29 protein-coding genes are annotated in these 26,278 nt (G+C 63.2%); 23 read left to right on the forward strand and 6 right to left on the reverse strand.

The features are described from left to right. Positions 1-154: 154 nt before the first annotated feature. A complete protein-coding gene (gene trxB / locus BMW28_RS04365; RefSeq protein ID WP_091814285.1) occupies positions 155-1,108 on the reverse strand; it encodes a thioredoxin-disulfide reductase in 954 nt (317 codons plus the stop codon). Positions 1,109-1,339: 231 nt separating this feature from the next. Between trxB and BMW28_RS04370 the strand changes: the two genes are divergently transcribed. The 9 genes from BMW28_RS04370 (at position 1,340) to BMW28_RS04410 (ending at position 11,364) form a co-directional block, all read left to right on the forward strand. Then, positions 1,340-2,014, forward strand: a complete 675-nt coding sequence (locus tag BMW28_RS04370) for a Crp/Fnr family transcriptional regulator (protein WP_091814288.1) — start codon at positions 1,340-1,342, stop codon at positions 2,012-2,014. A gap of 40 nt (positions 2,015-2,054) precedes the next feature. Further along, the gene (locus tag BMW28_RS04375; RefSeq protein WP_091814292.1) at positions 2,055-4,430 is read left to right on the forward strand and encodes a DNA translocase FtsK; all 2,376 of its coding nucleotides are present in this window, start codon (positions 2,055-2,057) and stop codon (positions 4,428-4,430) included. Positions 4,431-4,806: 376 nt separating this feature from the next. Further along, complete coding sequence (lolA, locus tag BMW28_RS04380) at positions 4,807-5,406, forward strand: outer membrane lipoprotein periplasmic chaperone LolA (protein WP_234970035.1); 600 nt, start codon at positions 4,807-4,809, stop codon at positions 5,404-5,406. 88 nt (positions 5,407-5,494) lie between these two features. Next, positions 5,495-6,859 carry a replication-associated recombination protein A gene (locus tag BMW28_RS04385; RefSeq protein WP_407640928.1) on the forward strand — a complete coding sequence of 455 codons (1,365 nt, stop codon included), beginning with the start codon at positions 5,495-5,497 and terminating at the stop codon, positions 6,857-6,859. Positions 6,860-7,125: 266 nt separating this feature from the next. Next, complete coding sequence (locus tag BMW28_RS04390) at positions 7,126-8,055, forward strand: branched-chain amino acid ABC transporter permease (protein ID WP_091814301.1); 930 nt, start codon at positions 7,126-7,128, stop codon at positions 8,053-8,055. Positions 8,056-8,072: 17 nt separating this feature from the next. Next, complete coding sequence (locus BMW28_RS04395; RefSeq protein ID WP_091814305.1) at positions 8,073-9,272, forward strand: ABC transporter permease subunit; 1,200 nt, start codon at positions 8,073-8,075, stop codon at positions 9,270-9,272. Positions 9,273-9,293: 21 nt separating this feature from the next. Continuing rightward, positions 9,294-10,064, forward strand: a complete 771-nt coding sequence (locus tag BMW28_RS04400; RefSeq protein WP_091814308.1) for an ABC transporter ATP-binding protein — start codon at positions 9,294-9,296, stop codon at positions 10,062-10,064. A 10-nt stretch (positions 10,065-10,074) separates the two neighbouring features. Further along, positions 10,075-10,791 carry an ABC transporter ATP-binding protein gene (locus tag BMW28_RS04405; protein ID WP_091814312.1) on the forward strand — a complete coding sequence of 239 codons (717 nt, stop codon included), beginning with the start codon at positions 10,075-10,077 and terminating at the stop codon, positions 10,789-10,791. A 144-nt stretch (positions 10,792-10,935) separates the two neighbouring features. Further along, on the forward strand, positions 10,936-11,364 hold the full coding sequence (locus BMW28_RS04410) for a VOC family protein (protein WP_091814315.1): 429 nt from the start codon (positions 10,936-10,938) through the stop codon (positions 11,362-11,364). A 48-nt stretch (positions 11,365-11,412) separates the two neighbouring features. Here the strand turns inward: BMW28_RS04410 and BMW28_RS04415 are convergent, their stop codons facing one another. After that, a complete protein-coding gene (locus BMW28_RS04415; RefSeq protein ID WP_091814318.1) occupies positions 11,413-12,465 on the reverse strand; it encodes a CDP-6-deoxy-delta-3,4-glucoseen reductase in 1,053 nt (350 codons plus the stop codon). Between the two features lie 118 nt (positions 12,466-12,583). Between BMW28_RS04415 and BMW28_RS04420 the strand changes: the two genes are divergently transcribed. From BMW28_RS04420 to tatC, 9 genes are all read left to right on the forward strand, one after another. Next, on the forward strand, positions 12,584-13,513 hold the full coding sequence (locus tag BMW28_RS04420) for an SDR family oxidoreductase (RefSeq protein ID WP_407640929.1): 930 nt from the start codon (positions 12,584-12,586) through the stop codon (positions 13,511-13,513). Positions 13,514-13,554: 41 nt separating this feature from the next. Then, entirely contained in the window at positions 13,555-14,337 is a 783-nt protein-coding gene (gene hisF, locus BMW28_RS04425) for an imidazole glycerol phosphate synthase subunit HisF (RefSeq protein WP_091814321.1), read from the forward strand. Positions 14,338-14,418: 81 nt separating this feature from the next. Continuing rightward, entirely contained in the window at positions 14,419-14,820 is a 402-nt protein-coding gene (gene hisI / locus BMW28_RS04430) for a phosphoribosyl-AMP cyclohydrolase (RefSeq protein WP_200785716.1), read from the forward strand. An 8-nt stretch (positions 14,821-14,828) separates the two neighbouring features. Next, positions 14,829-15,179, forward strand: a complete 351-nt coding sequence (locus BMW28_RS04435) for a phosphoribosyl-ATP diphosphatase (protein ID WP_200785717.1) — start codon at positions 14,829-14,831, stop codon at positions 15,177-15,179. 50 nt (positions 15,180-15,229) lie between these two features. Further along, entirely contained in the window at positions 15,230-15,679 is a 450-nt protein-coding gene (locus BMW28_RS04440) for a DUF4870 family protein (RefSeq protein WP_234969973.1), read from the forward strand. 79 nt (positions 15,680-15,758) lie between these two features. Further along, a complete protein-coding gene (locus BMW28_RS04445; protein WP_091815500.1) occupies positions 15,759-16,118 on the forward strand; it encodes a histidine triad nucleotide-binding protein in 360 nt (119 codons plus the stop codon). 97 nt (positions 16,119-16,215) lie between these two features. Further along, on the forward strand, positions 16,216-16,455 hold the full coding sequence (gene tatA, locus BMW28_RS04450; protein WP_091814324.1) for a Sec-independent protein translocase subunit TatA: 240 nt from the start codon (positions 16,216-16,218) through the stop codon (positions 16,453-16,455). 26 nt (positions 16,456-16,481) lie between these two features. Then, positions 16,482-16,976: a Sec-independent protein translocase protein TatB gene (tatB, locus tag BMW28_RS04455; RefSeq protein ID WP_091814327.1), complete on the forward strand. Its 495-nt coding sequence runs from the start codon at positions 16,482-16,484 to the stop codon at positions 16,974-16,976. Positions 16,977-17,050: 74 nt separating this feature from the next. After that, on the forward strand, positions 17,051-17,839 hold the full coding sequence (gene tatC / locus BMW28_RS04460; protein WP_091814330.1) for a twin-arginine translocase subunit TatC: 789 nt from the start codon (positions 17,051-17,053) through the stop codon (positions 17,837-17,839). Between the two features lie 89 nt (positions 17,840-17,928). Here tatC and BMW28_RS04465 read toward each other — a convergent pair whose 3' ends face one another. Next, positions 17,929-18,663 carry a glycosyltransferase gene (locus BMW28_RS04465; RefSeq protein WP_091814333.1) on the reverse strand — a complete coding sequence of 245 codons (735 nt, stop codon included), beginning with the start codon at positions 18,661-18,663 and terminating at the stop codon, positions 17,929-17,931. Then, the gene (locus BMW28_RS04470) at positions 18,663-19,136 is read right to left on the reverse strand and encodes a YhbY family RNA-binding protein (protein ID WP_091814336.1); all 474 of its coding nucleotides are present in this window, start codon (positions 19,134-19,136) and stop codon (positions 18,663-18,665) included. The genes BMW28_RS04465 and BMW28_RS04470 overlap by 1 nt, the downstream gene beginning before the upstream one ends. Positions 19,137-19,186: 50 nt before the next feature. Here BMW28_RS04470 and BMW28_RS04475 point away from each other — a divergent pair, with 50 nt between their 5' ends. The 5 genes from BMW28_RS04475 (at position 19,187) to BMW28_RS04495 (ending at position 24,938) form a co-directional block, all read left to right on the forward strand. Beyond that, on the forward strand, positions 19,187-19,855 hold the full coding sequence (locus BMW28_RS04475) for an RlmE family RNA methyltransferase (protein ID WP_091814339.1): 669 nt from the start codon (positions 19,187-19,189) through the stop codon (positions 19,853-19,855). A gap of 140 nt (positions 19,856-19,995) precedes the next feature. After that, positions 19,996-21,951 (forward strand): ATP-dependent zinc metalloprotease FtsH, encoded by a 1,956-nt coding sequence (gene ftsH / locus BMW28_RS04480; RefSeq protein WP_091814342.1) that lies wholly within the window; start codon positions 19,996-19,998, stop codon positions 21,949-21,951. Between the two features lie 60 nt (positions 21,952-22,011). Then, a complete protein-coding gene (folP, locus tag BMW28_RS04485; protein WP_091814344.1) occupies positions 22,012-22,926 on the forward strand; it encodes a dihydropteroate synthase in 915 nt (304 codons plus the stop codon). Between the two features lie 93 nt (positions 22,927-23,019). Continuing rightward, positions 23,020-24,363, forward strand: coding sequence for a phosphoglucosamine mutase (gene glmM / locus BMW28_RS04490; RefSeq protein ID WP_091814347.1), 1,344 nt, complete (start codon positions 23,020-23,022; stop codon positions 24,361-24,363). Between the two features lie 74 nt (positions 24,364-24,437). Continuing rightward, positions 24,438-24,938, forward strand: a complete 501-nt coding sequence (locus tag BMW28_RS04495; RefSeq protein WP_091814349.1) for a GNAT family N-acetyltransferase — start codon at positions 24,438-24,440, stop codon at positions 24,936-24,938. Positions 24,939-24,951: 13 nt separating this feature from the next. Here BMW28_RS04495 and BMW28_RS04500 read toward each other — a convergent pair whose 3' ends face one another. After that, complete coding sequence (locus BMW28_RS04500) at positions 24,952-25,551, reverse strand: NUDIX hydrolase (RefSeq protein ID WP_234969975.1); 600 nt, start codon at positions 25,549-25,551, stop codon at positions 24,952-24,954. A 21-nt stretch (positions 25,552-25,572) separates the two neighbouring features. Beyond that, positions 25,573-26,271: a fumarylacetoacetate hydrolase family protein gene (locus BMW28_RS04505; RefSeq protein ID WP_091814352.1), complete on the reverse strand. Its 699-nt coding sequence runs from the start codon at positions 26,269-26,271 to the stop codon at positions 25,573-25,575. Positions 26,272-26,278: the final 7 nt, after the last annotated feature.

Raw genomic sequence — 26,278 nt, forward strand, 5'->3', positions numbered from 1 at the left:
GCAAATTCAGCAAAGCCTTGGATTATATGGGATTTTGGGCGAGGCGGGAAGGTGCCGCTACAAAAAACGGCCCGGCTGCAGCAGGGCAGCCACAGACGGCATGCTGAAGCAGGGGGCGGGCGCGCTCGGCAGCGCGCTCACCGTACCCCTGTGTTCAGGCGTGCTCTTCCAGGAAGCGCTGCGCATCCAGCGCCGCCATGCAGCCGGTGCCGGCGCTGGTGATGGCCTGGCGGTAGATGTGGTCCTGCACGTCGCCAGCGGCAAACACGCCCGGCACGCTGGTCTGCGTGGCAAAGCCCTGCTGGCCGCCCCTGGTGCGCAGATAGCCGTTCTCCATGTCGAGCTGGCCGTTGAAGATCTCGGTGTTGGGCGCGTGGCCGATGGCGATGAAGCAGCCCATCACCGGAATGTCCTCGGTGCTGCCGTCCTTGGTACTCTTGACCCGCACGCCGTTCACGCCTTTTTCGTCGCCCAGCACTTCGTCCAGGGTGGCAAACAGCTTGAGCTCGATCTTGCCGGACTGGACTTTCTCCATCAGCTTGTCGACCATGATGGGCTCGGCGCGGAAGCTGTCGCGGCGGTGGATCAGTGTGACCTTGCGCGCAATGTTGCTCAGGTACAGGGCTTCTTCCACGGCGGTGTTGCCGCCGCCCACCACGCACACATCCTGCTCGCGGTAGAAGAATCCGTCACAGGTGGCACAGGCGCTGACGCCCTTGCCCATGAAGGCCTCTTCGGAGGGCAGGCCCAAGTACTTGGCCGAGGCGCCGGTGGCGATGATCAGGGAGTCGCAGGTGTAGGTACCGCTGTCACCTGTCAGCGTGAAGGGGCGCTTGGACAGATCCACCGTGTTGATATGGTCAAACACGATCTGGGTCTTGAAGCGCTCGGCATGGGCCTGGAAACGCTGCATCAATTCCGGGCCCTGCACGCCATCCACGTCGGCCGGCCAGTTGTCCACCTCGGTGGTCGTCATCAGCTGGCCGCCCTGGGCCATGCCGGTGATCAGCAGGGGTTGCAGGTTGGCGCGCGCTGCATAGACGGCAGCCGAATAACCGGCAGGGCCGGAACCGAGAATCAGGACTTTGGCGTGTTGGGTGGTGCTCATGGCGGTGATGGAATTGGTTCTTGGACAGGCTGACTAATATAGCAGCGTCCCTGTCCGTGTGCCTTGTCCCAGGGCAACAGGCCTCCCGGCAGGCGGGAGGGTGTTGGTGCCGGAAATGGGGGGCTGTCACTCGCTTGGTCTTTGCCATGCAGAAAAATCATCCGGTTACGCCTTCTTATTAGTGCAGAATATGGGAATCCGGCCAGTCGCTATTCGCAAGGAGGTGCAGCTATGGCTATCGTGTCCAATCTGGACCTGATTCGACGTGTTCCGCTGTTCAGCGATCTGACTGCTGGCCAGTCCAGCATCCTGTACGCCAGTGTCGACAAGAAGCGCTTCAAGCGCGGAGAGAACATCGTCGAGCAGGGCAAGATTTCCGGCACCCTGTACATGATCCTGTCGGGCAAGGCGCGTGTCCTGTCGCAGGATGCGCGTGGCCGCGAGGTCATCATGGCCACGCTCGACGTGGGTGACTGCATTGGCGAGATGAGCCTGATCGATGGCGAGCCGCATTCCGCCACCGTGCGCGCCGAAGTGCAGACGGATGTGCTGACGCTCAACCGTGAAACTTTCCTGCGCTGCGTGCACGAGAACGCGTCCATGGCTGATGCCGTCATGCGCGGCCTGGTGCGTCGCCTGCGCCGCGCCGACAAGCAGATCGAATCGCTGGCCCTGATGGACGTGTATGGTCGCGTGCACACCGTGCTGCTGGAAATGGCGCAGCCCGATGCCGAAGGCAAGCTCATCCTCAAGCAGAAGGTGTCGCGTCAGGACGTGGCCAAGATGGTGGGTGCGTCTCGCGAAATGGTGAGCCGCGTGATGAAGCATTTCGAGGACGAGGGCACCGTGGTTGACCGGGGTGATGGTACTTTCCTGCTCACGCAGCAGGCCCATGCCGTCGAATGAGCGCCCGTGGGGCGGTTTCCCCTTGCAGTTTTAGAGTGATATGGCCTATCTGATCCGCAATTCGCAACCTTCCACCCCGGCTGTCGTCGACAAGCCGCTGGTGCCGGCGTTGTTCCGGCGCTTCAGCCAGGAGACGGCCCTGTTCGTGGGCTTTCTGCTGCTGCTGTTCTGGCTGGCGGCCATGATCAGCCACGACATCGCGGATCCTGCCTGGAGCACCACCGGCACGCGTGACTACACCGAGAACTGGCTGGGTCCGCTGGGTGCCTGGATTTCCGATATCAGCTACTTCCTGGCCGGGCGCAGTGTCTGGATGCTGTTTGCCGCGTTTGCGGGCGCCTGGTTGCGGCTGCTGCGTTCCTGGATGCGGGGCGAGGTTCCGCGCCAGGCGGTTGCAGCGCCGGCGCCGGCGGCTGTCAGTTGGCGTACCCGCTGGCTGGGCTGGATCGACCGCCGCCTGCTGTGGTGGCTGGCGCTGTTCGTGCTGATGGCCGTGTGTACGGGGCTGGAGTGGGCGCGCCTCTACGGCAGTGCAGATGCCCTGCCTGGCGGTGCTGGCGGCATGCTCGGGGCCTTCACCGGGCCCGCATCCATGTTGGCGCTGGGCTTCATGGGATCGGGTGTGGTCGGCATCGTGCTGCTGCTGCTCTCGATTTCGTGGGTGTTCCGCTTTTCATGGGGCAGTGTCGCACAGTCCATCGGCGCCTATATCGACAAGCGCATGAATGCAGCGCGCGAGCGCCGTGAGGTGGCCGCAGATGTGGCAGCCGGGCAGGAAGCCGCCCGCCAGCGCGAGGAACAGGTCGAGCAGGAGCGCGTGCATACCCAGGAGAAGCACCCGATTCCGCTGGTGGTGGAGGCTCCGCCCAAGGCGGCAGTGGTCGAACCCAGCGTGCGTGTGGCCAAGGAACGCCAGAAGCCGCTGTTCACCGACATGCCCGACAGCCATCTGCCGCAGATCAGCCTGCTGGACGAAGCGCCGGACAACCGCGAGAGCATTCCGCACGAAACGCTGGAAATGACCAGTCGCTTGATCGAGAAGAAGCTCAAGGATTTTGGCGTGGACGTGCGTGTGGTGGCGGCCAAGCCGGGGCCGGTGGTCACGCGTTACGAGATCGAGCCGGCTACCGGTGTCAAGGGCGTGCAGATCGTCAATCTGGCCAAGGACCTGTCGCGCTCGCTCAGCCTGGTGTCCATCCGCGTGATCGAGAACATTCCGGGCAAGAACCTGATGGCGCTGGAGCTGCCCAACGCCCGTCGCCAGACCATCCACCTGAGCGAGGTGCTGGGCTCCAACGCCTACCACGAAGGCAAGTCGCTGCTGACCATGGGGCTGGGCAAGGACATCGTCGGCAACCCGGTGGTGGCCGACCTGGCCAAGATGCCGCACGTCATGGTGGCCGGTACCACCGGTTCCGGCAAGTCGGTCGGGATCAACGCCATGATCCTGAGCCTGCTCTACAAGGCATCGCCCGAGCAGGTGCGCCTGCTCATGATCGACCCGAAGATGCTGGAAATGTCGGTGTACGAAGGCATTCCGCACCTGATTGCCCCGGTGGTCACCGACATGCGCCAGGCGGCCCATGGCCTGAACTGGTGCGTGGGCGAGATGGAGCGGCGCTACAAGCTGATGAGCAAGATGGGCGTGCGCAACCTGGCCGGCTTCAACGCCAAGATCGAGGATGCGCGCGCACGCGAGGAACTGATCCCCAACCCGTTCAGCCTGACGCCCGAATCGCCTGAGCCGCTCGAGAAGATGCCCTACATCGTGGTGGTGATCGATGAGCTGGCCGACCTGATGATGGTGGTGGGCAAGAAAATCGAGGAGCTGATTGCCCGTCTGGCGCAAAAGGCCCGTGCCGCCGGCATTCACCTGATCCTGGCAACGCAGCGTCCCAGCGTGGACGTGATCACCGGCCTGATCAAGGCCAACATCCCGACCCGCATTGCCTTCCAGGTGTCCAGCAAGGTGGACAGCCGCACGATTCTGGACCAGATGGGCGCCGAAAGCCTGCTGGGTCTGGGCGACATGCTGTACCTGCCTGCCGGACATGGCGTGCCCAACCGGGTCCATGGTGCCTTCGTCAGTGACGACGAGGTGCATCGTGTCGTCTCCTTCCTCAAGGAGAAGGGCGAGGCCAACTACATCGAGGGGGTGCTGGAAGGCGGCACGGTCGATGGCGAGGACGAGGCAGGCGCAGAAGGCGGCGGCAGCGAGCAGGATCCGATGTACGACCAGGCGGTCGAGGTGGTGCTCAAGAAGCGCAAGGCCAGCATCTCGCTGGTGCAGCGCGAACTGCGTATCGGCTACAACCGTGCAGCCCGCCTGCTGGAAGACATGGAACGTGCCGGTCTGGTGAGCAGCCTGTCCACCAGCGGGCAGCGCGACATCCTGGTTCCCAACCGCGAGGAATGACCGGCGTGCAGCGGGGCTGGGCCGCCAGCCCGGTTGGCACGCAGGGCAATCGCCTCCGATTTGTTGTCAGTTTGCTGCAATCCTTGTGTAACAAGTTTGCGGGTTTGCACAGCGCCTTCCGCGTTTGCGGGCGGCGCTGTTACATTTTTCAGGGCTGGTAGCAAATTCGCCCGGCAGCAGCGTCAACACCGGCTTTCAGGCCCCTACACTGGCCTTGTCGCAGTTCGCCGGCGGTCGTGAAATGGCCGTGAAGAGGCGGGTGGCAATACCGCTGCCAGACTGCAGAACCCTTTTGCAAGGAGCAGAAATGACGACATCCCTGTCCCGTACCCCGCATCGCAAGACCCTGGCCGCTGGTGCCGTCTCGGCTCTGGCCATGGGCATGCTGGCGTTTTCCGGTGCCGCCCATGCGGACAGCCTGGCAACGCTCGACAGCTACATCAAGAGCACGCGGGCCGGGTATGCAGACTTCACCCAGGTGGTGACCAATGCCAACAAGCCGGGTGCCGGCAAGCAAAGCGTGGGTACGTTTGCCTTCAAGCGTCCCAACCAGTTCCGTTTCGACTATCGCAAGCCGTTCCAGCAGACCATCGTGGCCGATGGCAAGACCCTGTGGATGTACGACGCGGACCTGAACCAGGTGACGCAGCGCAGCCAGGCCAAGGTGCTGGATTCCACTCCGGCTGCCCTGGTGGCCTCCGCCACCAGCATCGAGTCGCTCAAGCAGCGCTTCACGCTCGAAGCCGTGCCGGTCAAGGATCGCCTGGAGTGGGTCAAAGCCACCCCGAAGGACAAGGATGGCCAGCTGCAGAACGTGATGATCGGCTTTGACGGCAAACAGCTGCGCAAACTGGAGATCCTGGACAGCTTTGGCCAGCGCTCGGTGATGACCTTCGGCAACTTCGTGCCGACCGTGCCCGCCAAGGTGAGCTTCAAGTTCAAGGTGCCGGCAGGCGCCGATGTGCTGAAGCAGTAATCCACGACGACCCGCCAAGAGGCCGCCTTCGGGCGGCCTTTTTGCGCTTGGTGCCCCATGCAGCGAAGCACATTGGATAATGCAGGCCATGAGTGACCTGTTCGGAGATCTGCCGCTTCCCGCTGATGGTGACCAGCCGGCTTTGCCGCGTGTTGCGCCCGGTGCCCCTCTTGCCGAACTGCTGCGGCCGCAGTCCCTGCAGGATGTGGTGGGGCAGCAGCACCTGCTGGGCCCCGGCAAGCCGCTGCAACTGGCGTTTGCATCGGGCAAGCCGCATTCCATGATTCTCTGGGGTCCGCCTGGCGTAGGCAAGACGACGCTGGCGCGGCTGACGGCCAATGCCTTCGACTACGATTTCATTGCCTTGTCGGCGGTGTTCAGTGGCGTCAAGGATATTCGCGCAGCCATGGAGCGGGCCGAGCGCAATGTGGCGCTGGGGCGCAAGACCATCCTGTTCGTGGACGAGATCCATCGCTTCAACAAGAGCCAGCAGGATGCCTTGCTGCCCTTTGTGGAGTCCGGCCTGGTGGTGTTCATCGGCGCCACCACCGAAAACCCGTCCTTCGAGGTCAACTCGGCCTTGCTGTCGCGCGCGCAGGTGTATGTGCTGCAGGCGCTGACGGGCGACGAGTTGCGCGAACTGGCGCGACGTGCCCAGGCAGCGCTGCCGGGGCTGGAGCTGGAAGAGGGTGCCATCGAGGTGCTGACCGGCTATGCAGACGGCGATGCGCGCCGCCTGCTGAACCTGCTGGAGCAGACCCAGACGGCTGCACAAGCCAGCGGGGTGACCAGGGTGGGAACCGGTTTCCTGCAGCAGACACTGGCCCTGAATGCGCGTCGTTTCGACAAGGGTGGTGACCAGTTCTATGACCAGATTTCGGCCATGCACAAGTCGGTGCGGGGCTCGGACCCGGATGCCTCGCTCTACTGGTTCTGCCGCATGCTGGATGGCGGGGCGGACGCGCGCTATCTCGCGCGCCGCATCGTGCGCATGGCCTGGGAGGATATCGGCCTCGCTGACCCGCGTGCCATGCAACTGGCCAATGAAGCTGCCGCCACCTACGAACGGCTGGGGTCGCCGGAAGGGGAGCTGGCGCTGGCGCAGGCGCTGATTTATCTGGCGGTCGCTCCGAAGAGCAATGCGGGTTACCAGGCCTACAACACGGCGCGGGCTTTCGTGCGCCAGCATGGCTCGGATCCGGTACCGGTGCATCTGCGCAACGCGCCCACGCGACTGATGAAGGAACTGGGCTACGGCAAGGCCTACCGCTATGCGCACGACGAGCCGGAAGCCTATGCCGCCGGTGAAACCTATTTCCCGGATGCGCTCGACGCCCACCCCGGCTGGTATCGCCCGACGGCACGCGGGCTGGAATCGAAGATCGCCGCCAAGCTCGCACACCTGCGCGATCTGGACCGTGCATGGCAAGAGGGGCAGGGCGAACCCGAATGAATGCCAATGTGTGCCAAGGGTCACATTCCGCGGTGAAAAGTGTGCGACCGTCCTATTTTTCTAGGGCAAACCCTTGAAGTTCAATTGGTTGCATTTCGTGTCGAGTCGCTACAATCGCCCCACCGGAACGGGAGGGTCAAGAAACTGCCATATCTGCAGTCGACCTTCGTTCCAGCAGGACGGCGCTGTCCACAAGGCAGACGCATGCCAACATCAATAGCAGTCTTCCAGACCTACAGTCCAGGACAGACACGGAGTCACAACTTATGGAAATCTTGCTGCAGCAGATCATCAACGGTCTCGTCCTCGGCAGCATGTATGCCCTGGTAGCCCTTGGCTACACCATGGTGTACGGCATCATCAACCTCATCAACTTTGCGCACGGTGAAGTGCTGATGATCGGCGCTCTCACGAGTTGGTCCATCATCGGCCTGATGCAGGGCAGCATGCCGGACACTCCCGGCTGGCTGATTCTGCTCATTGCCATGGTTATCGCCTGTATCGTGGCTGCGGCGCTCAATTTCAGCATCGAGAAAATTGCCTACCGGCCGTTGCGCAACAGTCCGCGCCTGGCTCCGCTGATCACCGCCATCGGCATGAGCATCCTGCTGCAGACGCTGGCCATGATCATCTGGAAGCCGAACTACAAGGCCTATCCCACGCTGCTGTCCTCCACGCCTTTCCAGGTGGGCGGTGCCGTGATCACCGTGACGCAGATTACGGCCCTCGCGGTAACGGCCCTGTCGCTGGCAGCACTGATGTATCTGGTCAACGCCACCAAACTGGGCCGTGCCATGCGCGCCACGGCCGAGAATCCGCGCGTGGCCTCGCTGATGGGCGTCAAGCCTGATACGGTGATTTCCGCCACCTTCATCATCGGTGCCGTGCTGGCCGCCATCGCCGGCGTGATGTATGCCGCCAACTACGGCACCGTGCAGCACACCATGGGCTTTCTGCCGGGCCTGAAGGCCTTTACCGCAGCCGTGTTCGGTGGCATTGGCAACCTGGCCGGCGCCGTGATCGGCGGTATGCTGCTGGGCCTGATCGAATCCATCGGCTCCGGCTATCTGGGGACGCTGACCGGCGGTGTGCTGGGCAGCAACTACACCGACATCCTGGCCTTCATCGTGCTGATCGTGATCCTGACGCTGCGCCCCTCGGGCCTGCTGGGTGAGCGCGTGGCTGACCGCGCCTGATCACGAAGGAGAGCACCATGGCATCTTCCAAGAACAAACTTGTCGTTTTCCTGCTGGCGGCCGTCGGCCTGCTGGTGCTGCCGCTCATCCTGCAGCACTTCGGCAACGCCTGGGTCCGCATTGCGGATCTGGCCTTGCTGTACATCATGCTGGCGCTGGGCCTGAACATCGTGGTCGGCTATGCCGGTCTGCTCGATCTGGGTTATGTGGCTTTCTATGCCGTCGGGGCCTACCTGTTTGCATTGCTGGCCTCGCCGCACCTGATAGACACCTTCCCGGCCATTGCGGCCACCTTCCCCAATGGTCTGCACCTGCCCTTGTGGGCGGTGATTCCCATAGCGGCTGCGCTGGCGGGCATCGTCGGGGTGCTGCTGGGTTATCCGCTGCTCAAGCTGCGTGGTGACTACCTGGCCATCGTGACGCTGGGCTTCGGCGAAATCATCCGCATCTTCATGAACAACCTGGATGCGCCGGTCAACATCACCAACGGTCCCAAGGGCATCGGCCAGATCGATCCCGTGACCGTGATGGGTTATCCGCTGTCCAAGTCCTTCACCATCGGCGGTTTCACCATCGAATCGGTGTCGCTGTACTACTACCTGTTCCTGATCCTGGTAGTGTTCACCGTCATCGTCTGCTACCGCCTGCAGGATTCCCGCATCGGGCGCGCCTGGATGGCCATTCGTGAAGATCAGACGGCGGCGCAGGCCATGGGTCTGAACACGCGCAACCTGAAGCTGCTGGCATTCGGTATGGGTGCCACTTTCGGCGGCATTTCCGGCGCCATGTTTGCCAGTTTCCAGGGTTTTGTCTCTCCCGAATCCTTCAGCCTGATGGAATCGGTGATGATCGTCGCCATGGTGGTGCTGGGCGGCCTGGGCCACCTGCCGGGCGTGATTCTGGGTGCGGTGCTGCTGTCTGCGCTGCCTGAAGTGCTGCGCTATGTGGCGCACCCGCTGCAGGCCATGACCGATGGCCGTCTCGACCCGGCCATCCTGCGCCAACTGCTGATCGCACTCGCCATGATTTCTGTGATGCTGCTGCGTCCGCGCGGCCTGTGGCCGTCTCCCGAGCACGGCCAGGGCAAGACGCCCGCCGACAGGCATGCGGACGAAATCCGCCCCGGCACTGCGCAGCAGAACCCGCCCGGCGTGGATTCCCCCTCGGATGCGATTCCCGGCACCATCGAAGTCCGCCAGGACACCGTCAACCCCTGAAGCCGGAGCGAAGCATTCATCATGGGTACTACCATTCTCAACGTCAAGAACGTTTCCAAACGCTTCGGTGGTCTGCAGGCATTGAGCGATGTGCACATGCACATCGAGCAGGGCCAGGTCTACGGCCTGATCGGCCCCAACGGCGCCGGCAAGACGACTTTCTTCAACGTGCTCACCGGGCTGTACACGCCTGACAGTGGCAGCTTCGAACTCGGCGGCAAGCCCTACGAGCCGACGGCCGTGCACAAGGTGGCGCAGGCCGGCATTGCCCGAACCTTCCAGAACATCCGCCTGTTTGCCGAGATGACGGCACTCGAGAACGTGATGGTGGGGCGCCACATTCGCACCCATTCCGGCGTGATCGGAGCGATCTTCAAGACCGCCGGTTTCAAGGCCGAGGAGGCTGCCATCCGCCAGCGTGCGCAGGAACTGCTGGACTATGTCGGCATTGGCAAATACGCCAACTTCCGCGCCCGTACCCTGAGCTATGGCGACCAGCGTCGCCTGGAGATTGCGCGTGCACTGGCCACCGAGCCCAAGCTGATCGCGCTCGACGAACCTGCCGCCGGCATGAACGCCACCGAGAAGGTGCAGCTGCGCGAGCTGATCGACCGCATCCGCAAGGACAACCGCACCATCCTGCTGATCGAGCACGATGTGAAGCTGGTGATGGGCCTGTGCGATCGCGTCACGGTGCTGGACTACGGCAAGCCGATTGCCGAAGGGACTCCTGCCGAAGTGCAGAAGAACGAAAAAGTGATCGAAGCATACCTGGGCACAGGCCACCACTGAGGCGAGCAAGATGGCAAACGTATTGTTGAAAGTAAGCGGCCTGGAAGTGGCCTACGGCGGCATCAACGCCGTCAAGGGTGTGGATTTCGAGGTGCGCGAGGGTGAACTGGTCTCGCTGATCGGCTCCAACGGCGCCGGCAAGACCACCACCATGAAGGCCATCACCGGTCTGCTGCCGATCAAGGCCGGCGACATCAGCTTCCTGGGCAAGAGCATCAAGGGCCGCGGTGCCTGGGATATGGTCAAGGAAGGCTTGGTCATGATTCCCGAGGGTCGTGGCATCTTCACGCGCATGACCATCGTCGAGAACCTGCAGATGGGCGCCTTCATCCGTGATGACAAGGCCGGCATTGCGCAGGACATCGAGCGCATGTTCGCGCTGTTCCCGCGCCTGAAGGAGCGCCGTGCGCAGCTGGCCGGCACCATGTCCGGCGGCGAGCAGCAGATGCTGGCCATGGCGCGCGGCCTGATGGCGCAGCCCAAGCTGCTGCTGCTGGACGAACCCTCCATGGGCCTGTCGCCCATCATGGTCGACAAGATCTTCGAGGTGGTGGAAGAAGTCTACAAGCAGGGCGTGACCATGATGCTGGTGGAGCAGAACGCCAGCCGCGCCCTGAGCATTGCCGATCGTGGCTATGTGATGGAATCCGGCATCCTGACCATGTCGGGCGAGGCCCAGCAGATGCTGAATGACCCGCGCGTGCGCGCGGCCTACCTCGGCGAATAAGCGCACACGGACAGGAGCGTGGCTTTGCAGCATCCCTGCCTTCCGGCGGGATGTTGCATAGTTCACGCTCCTCGTTTTTTGCGGTTGGAGGGCCGAAAAATCAGGGTATTCATGGATCTACACTGTGCTTGCACAGGAAAGTTCATGTTGACCCAGTACATTTGCACCACCAATATCGGGCAGTCGATCGATTTTTATACGAAAGTCGTCGGACTGCGCTATGTGCCGCCGCAATTGGGGTCCGAGGAATATGCGCGTCTCGAGGCGGGCGCACCCATGACCCGAGAGGGCGAAGTGCTTGTGATCCGCGACGAGACAATCTGTCTGGCGTCGCCCCGGGTGGCCAGCCGGATCCGGCGCACACGCATGCGGCGGGTGCCCGGCAGTCTGGGGCAGGACCTGTACTTTCTGTCGCGCCACCCCCTGGATTACGTGCGCGCCCGTGTGCAGGCGGCCGGATGGCAAGTGCTTGAGGGTCCCGTAGCGCGCAAGGGCAACACCCACACCTTGCGCACGCTGTATCTGCTCGATCCCGACGGTAACCGTATCCGTCTGGTGGAACTGTCCGCCTGAACGCCCGACAGACCAAGCACCGCCCGTAGACGGTGCTTGCAACGGAGATCAGGCCGTGGCTTCCGGCGCCGTCTTGTCTTTCAGCGACGTGAAGGCATCGGCGAAGAAGGCATCTTCGGACAGACCGGCCTTGCCCACGCACTGCGCATGGGCGGCATGCACCATGGCGGGCACGCCACAGGCGTAGAGCTGGTAGTCGCTCATGTCGGGATGATCCTGCAGCATCTGGTCGAGCGCCAGGCCGCGCTTGCCTTCCCACACGTCTTCGGGCAGGGCGTCAGACACCACGGGCACATAGGTCACGTTGGGGTGGGCTTCGCAGTAATCCAGCATCCACTGGTGCATGTAGATGTCCACCGGACGGCGTGCACCCCAGTACAGCGTCACCTTGCGTTGGTTGCCGGTGTGCGTCATGTGCTCGAGGATGGCCTTGATGGGCGCAAAACCCGTGCCGGAAGCCAGGAACAGCACCGGGCCAGCGCTGTTGTCGCGCAGGAAGAAGCTGCCGAACGGGCCTTCCACGCGCAGGATTTCCTTCTCCTTCATGGCAGAGAACACATGGTCGGTGAACTTGCCGCCGGGCATGTGGCGCACATGCAGCTCCACCTGGGGCTTGTTGGGATCGACCTGATGCGGAGCCGTGGCCATGGAGTAGCTGCGGCGCTGGCCATCCTTCAGCAGAAAATCCAGGTACTGGCCGGCATGGAACTGCATGGGGGCGTTGGCCGGCAGCTGCAGCGTCAGGCGCATCACGTCGCTGGACAGCTGTTCCATGCCCATCACGCGCACCGGCATCTTGCGTACCGGATAGGCGCCTTCGGAGGTCACTTGGCGCGATTCCAGCACCAGATCGCTGCCGGGCACAGCACGGCAGGTCAGCACGTAATCCTGTGCGGCTTCTTCTTCGCTCAGCGCGCTCGGCTGGTAGGGCTTGTGCTCCACCGTGCCGCTGATTTTCTTGCACTTGCAGGAGCCGCAGGCACCATCCTTGCAGCCGTAGGGCAGGCCGATCCCCTGGCGGATGCCCGCCTCGAGCACCGTCTCGCCATCCAGCACCTCGAATTGCCGTCCGCTCGGCTGCACATTGACCTGATAACCCATGAAAAACGCTCTCCTGCAATCCTGAAACAATTGCCGTTATTATCCCCCGGACTGATTACTCCTCGCTTAACGCCCGTGCGGCCATCCCAAGGGCAGCAGGGTTTCCAGGGCTTGCTCCATGATGCATCGTGTCCGTTCCCGCGCCTTGCCGGCGCGATTCCGCCGTCACCGGCTGCTGATCGTCGGCTGCGGCGATGTGGGGACGCGTCTGGTGCACAGCCTGCAACCCGTCCCCCGGCGCGTGCAGGTGCTGGCGCTCAACAGCACGCCGGAGCGCGCCGAGGCCCTGCGTGCGGCCGGCATCCGGGTGCTGGCGGGCAATCTGGACGAGCCCTCCACGCTGCGCCGCCTTGCCGGGCTGGCGCACAGTCTGGTGCATCTGGCGCCGCCGGGAACGGCGTCGCCCACAACGGATCCCCGCATCCGGGCGCTGATCGCAGCCCTGCGCCGCGGCCGCTTGCCACAGCGCGTGGTCTACGGCAGCACCAGCGGCGTATATGGCAACCGGCAAGGCCGGTGGACGGAGGAGACTACCCAGCCGGCACCGCTGACGGCGCGTGCGCAGCGCCGCGTGGATGCCGAGCAGGCCTTGCGCCAATGGGGCCGGGCGGGGCAGGGACTTCCCGCTGTTCGCATCCTGCGCATCCCCGGCATCTATGCCCCCGACCGTGAAGGCGGCACCCCGCGCGAACGCCTGCAACGCGGCACGCCCGTGCTGGCGCAGCAGGACGATGTCTTCACCAACCACATCCACGCCGATGATCTTGCGCGCGCCTGCCTGCGCGCCCTGTGGAAAGGCGCGCCCCAGCGCATCTACAACGCCAACGATGACTCCTGCAGCCGCATGGGTGACTATTTCGACATGGCTGCCGACCTCTACGGCCTGCCGCGCCCGCCGCGCCTGCCGCTGGCGCAGGCGCGTGAACAGCTTCCGCCGACCTTGCTCAGTTTCATGCAGGAATCCCGCCGCCTGCACAACCGGCGCCTCAAGCGCGAACTGGGACTGGTGCTGCGCTATCCGACGCCCGAGCAGGGTCTGCGCGTCTGAGCGCCAGCCGCTACGCCAATAGCTGCCGCTACAATCGACGCATGTTAGCCAAACGCATCATTCCCTGTCTGGACGTTACCGGTGGCCGCGTGGTCAAGGGCGTCAACTTCGTTGAACTGCGCGACGCCGGCGATCCGGTGGAGATTGCAGCACGCTATAACGAGCAGGGCGCTGACGAACTCACTTTCCTGGACATCACCGCCACCAGCGATGGCCGTGACCTGATCCTGCACATCATCGAGGACGTGGCCAGCCAGGTCTTCATTCCGCTGACCGTGGGCGGTGGTGTGCGCACGGTGGAAGACGTGCGCCGCCTGCTCAACGCCGGCGCCGACAAGACCAGCTTCAACTCGGCGGCCATTGCCAACCCGGAGGTCATCCGTGAAACCTCTGGCCGTTATGGATCGCAGTGCATTGTTGTTGCCATCGACGCCAAGCGTCGCGTGGCGCCCGAAGAGATTGCTGCCCGCGGCCAGGGCTGGGACGTCTACAGCCACGGTGGACGCAAGAACACCGGTCTGGACGCCGTCACCTGGGCGCGCAAGATGGCCGAATACGGCGCTGGCGAAATCCTGCTCACCAGCATGGACCGCGATGGCACCAAGAGCGGTTTCGACCTCGAACTGACCCGCGCTGTGAGCGACGCCATCAATGTGCCCGTGATCGCTTCCGGCGGCGTGGGCAACCTCGATCATCTGGCGGATGGCGTGCAGCAGGGCGGCGCCGATGCGGTGCTGGCTGCCAGCATCTTCCATTACGGCGAGTACACCGTGCAGCAGGCCAAGCAGCATATGGCGGCGCGCGGCATTCCCGTGCGCCTGTAATTCGCAGCAGGGCGTTTTACGCGCTTACGCGCCGGCCTGCAGCCAGGCCGGCAACTTGCCGATTTCACTCAAGGATTTTCAATGACAAGCTCGATCGACTGGCTGGATGCCGTGCAATGGGACGCCAACGGCCTGGTGCCGGTGATTGCCCAGGAAGCCTCCAGCGGCGACGTGATGATGTTCGCCTGGATGAACCGCGAGGCGCTGCAGAAAACCGCCGAACTGGGCCGCGCCGTCTATTTCAGCCGCTCGCGCAGCAAGCTCTGGTTCAAGGGCGAGGAAAGCGGTCACGTGCAGACCGTGCATGACATCCGTCTCGACTGCGACAACGACGTGGTGCTGCTCAAGATCACGCAATTGGGGCACGAACCCGGCATCGCCTGCCACACGGGCCGCCACAGCTGTTTTTACCAGAGCTTGCAAAATGACCAGTGGCAGGCCGTCGATCCGGTCTTGAAAGACCCCGAATCCATCTACAAGTAAGCACTGACATGAACATGTCCACTGACATCCTCGCACGCGTGGCCGATGTGCTGGAATCGCGCCTGCCGGCCAACGGCGGCAACCTCGAATCCAGCTATGTGGCCAGGCTGCTGCACAAGGGTCCGGACGCCTTTCTCAAGAAGATCGGCGAGGAAGCTACCGAAACCGTGATGGCGGCCAAGGATGTGGATGCCGGCGCCGACAAGACCAAGCTGGTGTACGAGGTGGCAGACCTGTGGTTTCACACCATGGTCGCACTCACGCACTATGGTTTGAGGCCGGAGGATGTCGTCGCGGAACTTGCACGCCGCGAAGGGATCAGTGGCATTGAGGAAAAGGCCAGCCGGCCGGCTGGATAGCCCGCAGACAGCGGGCGCAACTGGCGGAGCAATCCGCACGGAGGTTGAAGATGAACGACGTGATCGACGTGAAGGCCCGCGAAACCCGCAAGGAACTGCCGAACGGCAGTGGTTTTGCTGCGCCCCAGGCCGATGCAGCCGCATTGCAGCGCGCCGACGGACTCAAGACGGTGGGCTGGATCAGCTACCTGCTGCACCTCATCGTGGCCGTAGCGGCCGTGGTGCCGGGCTTCCAGGTCAGCATTGCCTTGTTGATCGTTGCCTTTGTCATCGACCTGGTCAAGAAGGACGATGCAGCAGGCACCTGGCAGGAGAGCCATTTCTCGTGGCGCATCCGCTCCGTGGTCTGGGCAGGCATCCTGTATTTGGTGACCAGCCCGCTGTTCCTGCTGCTGTTGCTGCCGGGCATGCTGGCCTGGGCCGTGGTGTCGATCTGGTTCCTGTACCGCATCGTGCGCGGCATGGTCGCCATGAATGACAACCGCCCGGTTGGCGTGTGACTGTTGCAATGCAGGTTTGTGACAACTTGTCATGAACCTGCAGGATAATGCGCGGATGACCGCAACTCAGGAAACCCCCATGGACAAGCATCCAGACTGCATCTTCTGCAAGATCGCCGCCGGCGAGATTCCGTCGCGCAAGGTCTACGAAGATGACGAGCTGTTTGCCTTCCACGACATTTCGCCGTGGGCCCCCGTGCATTTCCTGATCATTCCCAAGCAGCACATTCCTTCCATGGCCTCGCTGACCGACGCCGATGCCGCCCTGATGGGCCGCATCATGACGCTGGCGCCCCAACTGGCGCTGGAGCAGGGCTGCGAGCCGTATCCGCAAGGCGGCTATCGCATTGTCATCAACACCGGAGAGCAGGGTGGGCAGGAAGTGCACCACCTGCACGTCCATGTGATCGGCGGACCTCGCCCCTGGGCCAAGGGCTGATCAGGCAAAGGCCATGCCGGTCACCGTGGTTCTGCATCAACGGTGGCTGCAGGGCCGGGCGCACGTACAATCGCAACATTCAAACAGGAGATTCATCATGGGTTCTTTTTCCATTTGGCACTGGCTGATCGTGCTGCTGATCGTGGTCATGATCTTTGGTACCAAGAAGCTGAAGAACATCGGTTCCGATCTGGGCGGTGCCGTCAAGGGCTTCAAGGACGGCATGAAGGACGGCGGCGAGCCGGAAACACCGGCTGGCGAGCAGCCCAAGGTGGCCAACAAGACGTCCAGCGCGCAGGACAGCGCCATCGACGTGGAAGCCAAGACCAAGTCCTGATGTGAGCAGCAGGAGCATGGCGCGTCGTGATTGACCTCGGTATTTCCAAGCTGGCCCTGATCGGCACAGTGGCGTTGATCGTCATCGGGCCGGAAAAACTGCCGCGCGTGGCACGCACGGTGGGTACCCTGCTGGGCAAGGCACAGCGTTACGTGAATGACGTCAAGGCCGAGGTCAGCCGCTCCATGGAAATGGACGAGCTGCGCAAGATGAAGGATTCGGTCGAGAGCGCTGCTCGCGATGTGGAGCAGAGCTTCGAGAAGACGGCCAGCACCGTGCGCGATGACCTGGAAGGCGTGGCTGGTTCCGAGAGCGACTTCACCTCGTCCACCGATCCGGAAGCCGAAAGCGACCGCAGCTGGTTCTCACCGCGTCCCGCCGTCTATACGCCGCCGCGCAAGAACTGGCGTGTCAAGCGTGGCGCCATGCCGCGTTGGTACAAGCTGCAGAACGGCGTGCGCACGCACGTGCAATCCGGCGCAGCGCGCGTGGCGCGTCACCGCCCCAAGAAGCGCTTCTGAAATCCCGCACGCTCCTGCCGCAGTCCTGCGCCTCATGCGCGCATGAGGCGTACCGTTTCAACACCTGATCCAACATGGCCGACCCCAACAACAAGGACGATGAACTGGCTGGCACCGAACAGCCTTTCGTCGAACACCTGATCGAACTGCGCAACCGCCTGCTGTATGCCATCTATGGCATCGCCGTCGTTGCGCTGGCGCTGGCCTTCTTTCCGGGCCCCGACGGCCTGCTCAACTTCGTTGCCGAGCCCATCCGCGCGCACATGCCGCCGGATTCCAAGCTGATCGCCGTGGACGTGTTCTCTCCGTTCTTCATCCCGCTCAAGGTGCTGATGATGGTGGCGGTGCTGGGTGCCTTGCCCTGGATCATGTACCAGATGTGGGCCTTCGTGGCGCCAGGCCTGTATGCCCACGAAAAGCGTTTCGCGCTGCCGCTGATCGTGTTCGGCAGCTTCCTGGCCTATTGCGGCATCGCTTTTGTCCAGTTCTTCGTGCTGGACAAGATGTTCACCTTCATCCAGCATTTCACGCCGGCCTCGGTGGCAGCCACGCCGGATGTGGCGTCCTATGTGCAGGCCATCCTGTCGCTGTACCTGGCTTTTGCGCTGGCATTCCAGGTGCCCATCGTGGTGATGCTGCTGGTGCGTTTCGAGATGGTCACCATCGAGAAGCTGAAGTCCTTCCGCGGTTACTTCATCGTGCTGGCCTTCGTCATCGCTGCCATCGTGACACCGCCGGACGTGCTGTCGCAGCTGGCGCTGGCCATCCCCATGTGCCTGCTGTATGAAGTCGGCATTCTGGGTTCGCGCTGGTTCGTGCGCATCAGCAAGGCGCCGGAAGAGGGCGAGCAGGAAGCATCCTGATATCGATCCCACGGCTAGCCGCCGTTCCGGAAACAACAAGGCCAGCTTCTTGAAGCTGGCCTTGTTGTTTGTCCAGGTAGAGGCCTGTCTTATTCGCGCCAGTGCTCATTCACCCACAGCGCGGGCTTGATGAAGCGGAACTTGCGGTTGCGGCGGCCAGCCAGGGCATCCGGCGGGTTGCATTCGCCGTGGAAGATCACCACACGCGCATCCTTGGGCACGAAAGGCGGATTCCAGAAGTTGGTCGGCCAGGTCGGAATGCAGTGGTACTTGAAGCTCGGACACCAGCTCTTGGGCCAGTAGCTGAGCTTGCCCTGCTTGTGCAGCACATCCGACAGATAGGCCTGCTCGTTGCGGTACTGCTTGCGGATCTCGGCAAAATGCTTGCGGAAATAATCCAGCACGTCCGGATGCGCGCCGACCTTGAAGCGGTACACCGACGAGTTGCCGGTGATGCGCCACGGTCGCTTGTAGTCGTGGATGATGACGAACTCGCCCGGGTAGGTGAAGAACTCGTCCAGCGAGCCGGTGATCACCACGTCCACATCCAGGAACAGCGCCGTGCCCTGCAGGCCATGCAGGTCGGCAGTGAAGGTCGTCAGCTTGTTCCAGCCACGCTCGGGAATGCCGGGGGGCAGGTCCAGCGGAGGAATCGGGTAGCATTCCACCTCCGGGCGGATGCCTTCGCCGTCGTCTGTCAGGCAGACAAAGCGAAAATCACCCGTCAGGTGCCGGCGCACCATGGCGTACAGGCGGTTGACATACTCGGGGCCGTACTTCTTGCCCCATTTCATGCACAGGATGATGCGGTCCTGATCGCTCATCAGTCGCCCTGGCGTTTCTTGACGGAGGACTGGCGCGGCTTGGCGCGCTTGATCTTGCCGCCGGGAGTCAGGCGCTCATTGCCCAGAACGCGTACCATGCGTACTTCAGGACGTTGTCCGCCACGCTTGCTGTTCTTGATGACCTTGATGTTGCGCGGACCGGGCATGCGGTCTTCGTCCAGCTCGCGCTCCTTTTCGGGTTGCGGGCGCCACAGCACGAGTAGTTTGCCAATATGCTGGATGGGGGCCGCGTTCAGTTCGTCCGCCAGTTGCTGGTACATGGCTTCGCGCGCAGCGCGGTCGTCGCCCAGCACACGCACCTTGATCAGACCGTGGGCATTGAGGGCGGCGTCGGTTTCCTTCAGCACGGCCGGGGTGAGGCCATCGGCGCCGATCATGACGACGGGCGACAGGTGATGGGCTTCTGCACGGTGCGACTTGCGCTCCTGCACGGTCAATACAATTTGCGGCATGGGGGTATTATCCTCAAAACAGTGAATCGGCGGTTGCGCCGGAAAATCCGATGAAAGTCAAAACCAAAAGCAAGAAAGTCAACAAGGCATGGCTCAACGACCATGTCAACGACCCGTACGTGAAACTGGCGCAGAGGGAGGGCTACCGTGCCCGTGCTGCCTACAAGCTGAAGGAAATTGACGAATCCCTGCACCTCATCAAGCCAGGTGATCTGGTGGTGGATCTGGGCTCGGCGCCGGGCGCCTGGAGCCAGTATGTGCGGCGCAAGCTGTCGCCCGATGGGGCGGCGGTCGGCGCACTCAATGGCAGGATTATCGCATTGGACCTGCTGACCATGCAGCCGATCGAGGGCGTGGAGTTCCTGCAGGGCGATTTTCGCGAGGAAGATGTGCTGCGGCAGCTACAGTCCACGCTGCAGGGACGCAAGGCCGATGTGGTGGTGTCGGACATGGCGCCCAACCTGTCGGGCGTGGAGTCGGCCGATTCGGCGCGCGTGGCGCACCTGATCGAACTGGCGATCGAGTTTTCGCAAAGCCACCTCAAACCCGAAGGCGCTTTGGTGACCAAGGTGTTCCACGGCAGCGGCTACAGCCAGCTGGTCAAGCTGTTCAAGGAGCATTTCCAGGTGGTCAAGCCCATCAAGCCCAAGGCCTCGCGCGACAAGTCTTCCGAGACTTTCATCGTCGGCATGCGCCTGAAACAGCCGCTGGTGGACTGAAGTACCGCAAAACCGCACGAATCAAGGGGTTTCGCGCACAAAATGGTACAGGCGAACAGCCTTGAAAGTCCTAAAATGAGATCCATATGGGCACTGTCGGCATGGCAGTGCCCAGTTTTGCATTGGTATTGGAGTCTGGTTTGAACAAGCAATGGTTTTCCAAGATAGCTGTATGGATGGTGGTGGCCATGGTGCTGTTCACCGTCTTCAAGCAGTTCGATGCGCGTGGGCCGGCCGGATCCAGCAACGTGGCGTACTCGGACTTCATTGCCGACGTCCATGCCCGCAAGATCAAGAGTGCCACCATCCAGGAAGGCTCCGGCGGCACGACCGAGATCCTGGCTGTCACCACCGAGGATCGCCGCATCCGTACCACGGCCACCTATCTGGACCGCGGCCTGATTGGCGACCTGCTGAATGCCGGCGTCAAGTTCGATGTCAAGCAGCGTGAAGAGGGCTCCCTGCTGGGTAGCCTGCTGATCAGCTGGGGTCCGATGCTGCTGCTGATTGGCGTCTGGGTGTACTTCATGCGCCAGATGCAGGGCGGCGGCAAGGGCGGTGCCTTCAGCTTCGGCAAGAGCAAGGCGCGCATGCTTGACGAGAACAACAACTCCATCACCTTTGCTGACGTGGCCGGTTGCGACGAGGCCAAGGAAGAGGTGAAGGAGGTCGTCGACTTCCTGAAAGACCCGCAGAAATTCCAGAAGCTGGGCGGGCGCATTCCGCGCGGCCTGCTGCTGGTCGGCCCTCCGGGTACCGGCAAGACGCTGCTGGCCAAGTCCATTGCGGGCGAAGCCAAGGTGCCGTTCTTCAGCATCTCCGGTTCCGACTTCGTCGAAATGTTCGTCGGCGTGGGTGCTGCCCGCGTGCGCGACATGTTCGAGAATGCCAAGAAAAACGCCCCCTGCATCATCTTCATTGACGAGATCGATGCGGTCGGTCGTCAGCGTGGCGCCGGCCTGGGCGGTGGCAACGACGAGCGCGAACAGACGCTCAACCAGATGCTGGTCGAGATGGACGGTTTCGAGACCAATCTGGGCGTGATCGTGGTGGCTGCCACCAACCGCCCGGACATCCTGGATGCCGCTCTGCTGCGCCCGGGCCGTTTCGACCGCCAGGTTTATGTGTCGCTGCCCGATATCCGTGGCCGTGAACAGATCCTGAATGTCCACATGCGCAAGATTCCGGTTGGTCCGGACGTCAACGCCGCCGTCATCGCCCGTGGTACGCCCGGCATGAGCGGTGCCGACCTGGCCAACCTGTGCAACGAGGCTGCCCTGATGGCTGCCCGCCGCAGCGCGCGTCTGGTCGAAATGCAGGACTTCGAGAAGGCCAAGGACAAGATCCTGATGGGTCCGGAACGCAAGAGCATGGTCATGCCCGAGGAAGAGCGCCGCAACACGGCCTACCATGAGGCCGGCCACGCCCTGATCGGCCGTCTGCTGCCCAAGTGCGATCCGGTGCACAAGGTCACCATCATTCCGCGCGGCCGTGCGCTGGGCGTGACCATGAGCCTGCCCGAGCAGGACCGCTACAGCTACGACCGTGAATACATGCTGAACCAGATCAGCATGCTGTTCGGCGGCCGCATTGCCGAGGAAGTGTTCATGCACCAGATGACCACCGGTGCCAGCAACGACTTCGAGCGCGCCACCAACCTGGCCCGCGACATGGTGATGAAGTACGGCATGAGCGAGCGCCTCGGCCCCATGGTGTATGCCGAGAACGAGGGCGAAGTGTTCCTGGGCCGCAGCGTTACCAAGACCACGCACATGAGCGAAGAGACCATGCGCAAGGTGGACGAGGAAGTGCGCCGCATCATCGACGAGCAGTACGATCTGGCACGCCGCCTGATCGAGGAGCACAGCGACAAGATGCACGCCATGGCCAAGGCCCTGCTGGAATGGGAAACCATCGATGCCGAGCAGCTGGACGCCATCATGGAAGGCCGCCAGCCGCAGCCGCCCAAGGACTGGGCCCCGCGTGTTCCGCCGCGTGGCGATGGTGGCTCCGGTGGCGGTACGGCACCGGCAACCGTGCCGGCTCCGCCCGCTCCCGAGGTGAAGCCCACGCCCAACCCGACGACCCGCGTCTGAGCGCGTTACACTCACCCAGCGGAGCTTAGGCTCCGCTTTTTTGTTTTCCGGAGACCGAGCATGACCGAACAAACGCTCTGGCAGGCGGGCGACTACTGCCTGGACCTGCAGCGCCCACACATCATGGGCATCGTTAACGTGACGCCCGATTCCTTCTCGGATGGTGGGCAGCATGCCGACACGCGCAGTGCCTTGCTGCATGCCGAATCGTTGCTGTACCAGGGCGCGACGATTCTGGACATTGGCGGGGAGTCCACGCGACCGGGTTCACCGGCCGTGCCGTTGGAACTGGAACTGGAGCGCGTGCTGCCGGTGGTGCAGCATGCGGTGGCCTACAAGGTGCCGATTTCGGTGGATACCTACAAGCCGGAGGTGATGCTTGCCGTGCTGGATGCCGGCGCCTCCATCATCAATGATATCTGGGCCCTGCGCTGGAAGTCCGGACCGGATGGCATGGACGGCGAGCAGGTGGTGGCCCAGCACGGCAAGTGTGGCGTCTGCCTGATGCACATGCACCGCGATCCGCGAAGCATGCAGGTGCAGCCCATGCAGGGCACGGTGCACGAGGTGGTGCGTGAAGTGGCAGACTTCCTGCAGAAGCGTTCCAATGTGCTGCGTAGCCTGGGCGTTAGCAAGGACCGCATCATGCTGGATCCGGGCATCGGCTTTGGCAAGACGGTGCCGCAGAACCTGGCGCTGCTGGCGCAGCAGGCCGTGCTGCAGGAGGCTGGGCATGCCGTGCTGGCGGGCTGGTCGCGCAAGTCCAGCCTGGGCGCCGTGCTGGAGCTGCTGCCGCCGGGCATCACCGATGTCGACCACCGCTGTGACCTGCTGGCGCACGACCGCAGCCTGGCCAGTGTGGCGGCTGCACTGCTGGCCGTGGAAAAAGGGGCCCGCATCGTGCGTGTGCACGATGTGGCCGCCACCCGGCAGGCACTGGCGGTGTGGGAGGCGATGGCGCGCGTTGCCGCCTGATACATGATTTTGCGCACGATTGGCCGCCTCGTTCCGGAAGGCAGGATGCGATAATCGAAAGATTATTTCTAGCGCAATTCCAGGAAAGATTCGATGAGCCAGGCACGCAAGTATTTCGGCACCGACGGCATTCGTGGTCCGGTCGGCACTCCCCCCCTGACGGCAGATTTCGTCATGAAGCTGGCGAACGCAGTGGGGCGGGTGCTGCGCCGGGGCAGCACGCAGCGTCCCACCGTCATCATCGGCAAGGACACGCGCATCTCCGGCTACATGCTGGAGAGCGCGCTCGAATCGGGCTTCAACGCCGCTGGCGTGGATGTGATCCTGCTCGGTCCGATTCCGACGCCGGCCGTGGCCTATCTGACGCGCGCCCAGCGCGCTTCGCTGGGTGTGGTGATCAGCGCCAGCCACAACGCCTTTGCCGACAATGGCATCAAGTTCTTCAGCTCCCAAGGGACCAAACTGCCGGACAGCTGGGAGCAGGAGGTGGAGGCCGAAATCGACCAGCCGATGGTCTGCGTCGAGCCCGAGAAGCTGGGCAAGACCTGGCGCCTGAAGGACGCTGCCGGCCGCTATGTCGAATTCTGCAAGGGCAGCTTTGCCAACGACCTGAACCTGCATGGTCTGCGCATCGTGGTGGATGCCGCTCATGGCGCCGCCTACCAGATCGCGCCCATGGTGTTCCACGAGCTGGGCGCCGAGGTGATTTCCATCGGTTGCAATCCCGATGGCCTGAACATCAACAAGGACTGCGGAGCCACGCATCCCGAGGCGCTGGTCGAAGCCGTCAGGCAGCACCGCGCCGACTATGGCGTGGCACTTGATGGCGATGCCGACCGTCTGCAGATGGTCGATGCCAGCGGGCGCCTGTTCAACGGCGATGAACTGGTCTATCTGCTCGCCATGGATCGTGTGGCCCAGGGCAAGGTCGTGGAGGGCGTGGTCGGTACGCTGATGACCAACATGGCGATCGAGCAGGCGCTGAATGAAAAAGGCGTGGATCTGGTCCGCGCCAAGGTGGGCGACCGCTACGTGCTGGAAGAGCTGCAGAAGCGCGGCTGGCTGATCGGCGGCGAAAGCTCCGGCCACATCCTGGTGCTGGACGAACACAGCACGGGCGATGGTTTGGTCAGCGCACTGCAGGTGCTGCAGGCTGTGGCACGCAGCCGTTGCTCGATGGCCGAGCTGCTGGAAGACGCCAGCCTGTTCCCGCAAACCATGATCAACGTGCGCATGGCACCGGGCACGCCCTGGCAGCAAAGCGCTTCGCTGCAACAGGCCATCAACGATGCTGAAACGGCGCTGGGCAGTGATGGTCGCGTGCTGATCCGCGCCAGTGGCACCGAGCCCGTGCTGCGCGTGATGGTCGAGGCGCGCGAGGCCGAGGTGGCCGAGAGCTGGGCCAAATCCATTGCAGCAACGGTGCCTGTGGCATGACGGCAGGGCAGGATAGCCAGATCCCGACAGGCTCTCGCACCGATGGAGCTTCGTTGAACGATCCGCAGCGGGACATGACCGTGTCGGTCATGCTGGCCGACTACCATGACCCGGTCCACGCCAAGGCTCTGGTCGACCTGCTCGACGCTTACGCCAGCGATCCTGCCGGCGGTGGAGAGGGCTTGTGCGATGACGTGAAGCGAGGCCTGATTCCCGCGATGGCAAGCCGTCCCGATGCCTTCAGTGTACTGGCCTGGGAGTGCCTGTCGGAAGACGGCGGGTTGCGGCCGATCGGCCTGATCAACTGCTTCGAAGGCTTCTCCACATTTGCCGCACGTCCGCTGATCAACGTGCATGACGTGGCGGTGCTGCCCGGCTATCGTGGCAGGGGCGTGGCCCAGGCCATGCTGGCGCGGGTGGAGGAAGAAGCGCGCCGCCGCGGGGCCTGCAAGCTCACGCTGGAAGTACTGGAAGGCAATCAGCCCGCCATGCGGCTGTACCAGCGCGAAGGCTTTGCTCCCTACTCGCTGGATCCGGCGTGGGGCACGGCGGTGATGATGCAGAAGCCGCTCTGAAGCCCGACGGGCTTCAGCCTGCGGGCTTGCGGTCAGGCGGAAAGTCCTTGACCGAAAAATCCATGCTGTGTACGCCGAAGGCGCCGCGTCGGCGGTCTTCGAAATAGTTCTGCAGCGTGTGGCGCACCGTGAGGAAGGCGATTTCGTCCCAGGGGATGTCCTCTTCTGCAAACAGCTGCGCTTCCATGGTTTCCGTGCCGGGGTCAAAACGGTCGTGGCGCAGGGCGCACAGGTAGAACAGATGAACCTGTCCCACCCGCGGCACGTTCATCACGCCGAACAGGGGGCCGATATCGAACTCGGCGCCCGATTCCTCCACTGTTTCGCGCGCCGCACCTTCTGCCGTGGTTTCATCCAGCTCCATGAAGCCGGCCGGCAGCGTCCACTTGCCCCGGCGGGGCTCGATATTGCGCTTGCACAGCAGCACCTTGTCGCCCAGATAGGGCACGGTGCCCACCACCACCAGCGGATTGACGTAATGGATGGTGCCGCAGGCCGGGCAGACGCTGCGTGGCGTGATGTCATCCTGGGGCGTGCGCTGCTCGGTGGCATGACCGCAGTGGCGACAGTAGAGGATCCGGGTGCGGGGAGGCTGGTGGATGGGGGTGAACACGGCAGGCAATCCGGCAAAGGGTCAGGCAACGCGCAACTGGATGGAGGGCAGGCCGTCGATCTGCGCTTCCAGCAGATCGCCGCGAACCACGGCCCCCACGCCTTCGGGGGTGCCGGTGTAGATCAGGTCACCGGGTTGCAGCGTCCAGGCACGGCTCAGGTGCTCGATGGTTTCGGCAATGTTCCAGATCAGCTTGGACACCGTGCTGCTCTGGCGCACTTCGCCATTGACACGCAGGCTGATGCCCGCTTGCGCCACGTTGCCCGCTTCGGCCGCAGGCACGATGGCGCCGATCGGCGCAGAGGCGTCAAAGCCCTTGCCGATGCACCAGGGACGGCCGTCCCTCTTCATGGTGTTCTGCAGGTCGCGCCGGGTCATGTCCAGACCTACGGCATAGCCGTACACATGCTGCATGGCGTCGGTAGCGGCAATGTTGCTGCCCCCCTTGCCGATGGCCACCACCAGTTCGACCTCATGGTGCAGGTTCTCGGTGAGGGTCGGGTAGGGCAGGGTGGTCGGGGCGTCTCCAACAGCCACCAGCACGGCATCGGCAGGCTTCAGGAAGAAGAAGGGCGGCTCACGGCCGGTGAAGCCCATTTCCTTTGCATGATCCTCATAGTTGCGCCCCACGCAGTAGATGCGGTGCACCGGAAATGCCTGTGCGCTGCCGGCGATGGGCACGAGCGGGACGGACGGGGGAGGGAACAGCGGCGTAGTCATGGACCTC

The organism is Allobrachymonas denitrificans DSM 15123 (assembly GCF_900110225.1).
Taxonomy (GTDB): domain Bacteria; phylum Pseudomonadota; class Gammaproteobacteria; order Burkholderiales; family Burkholderiaceae_C; genus Brachymonas; species Brachymonas denitrificans.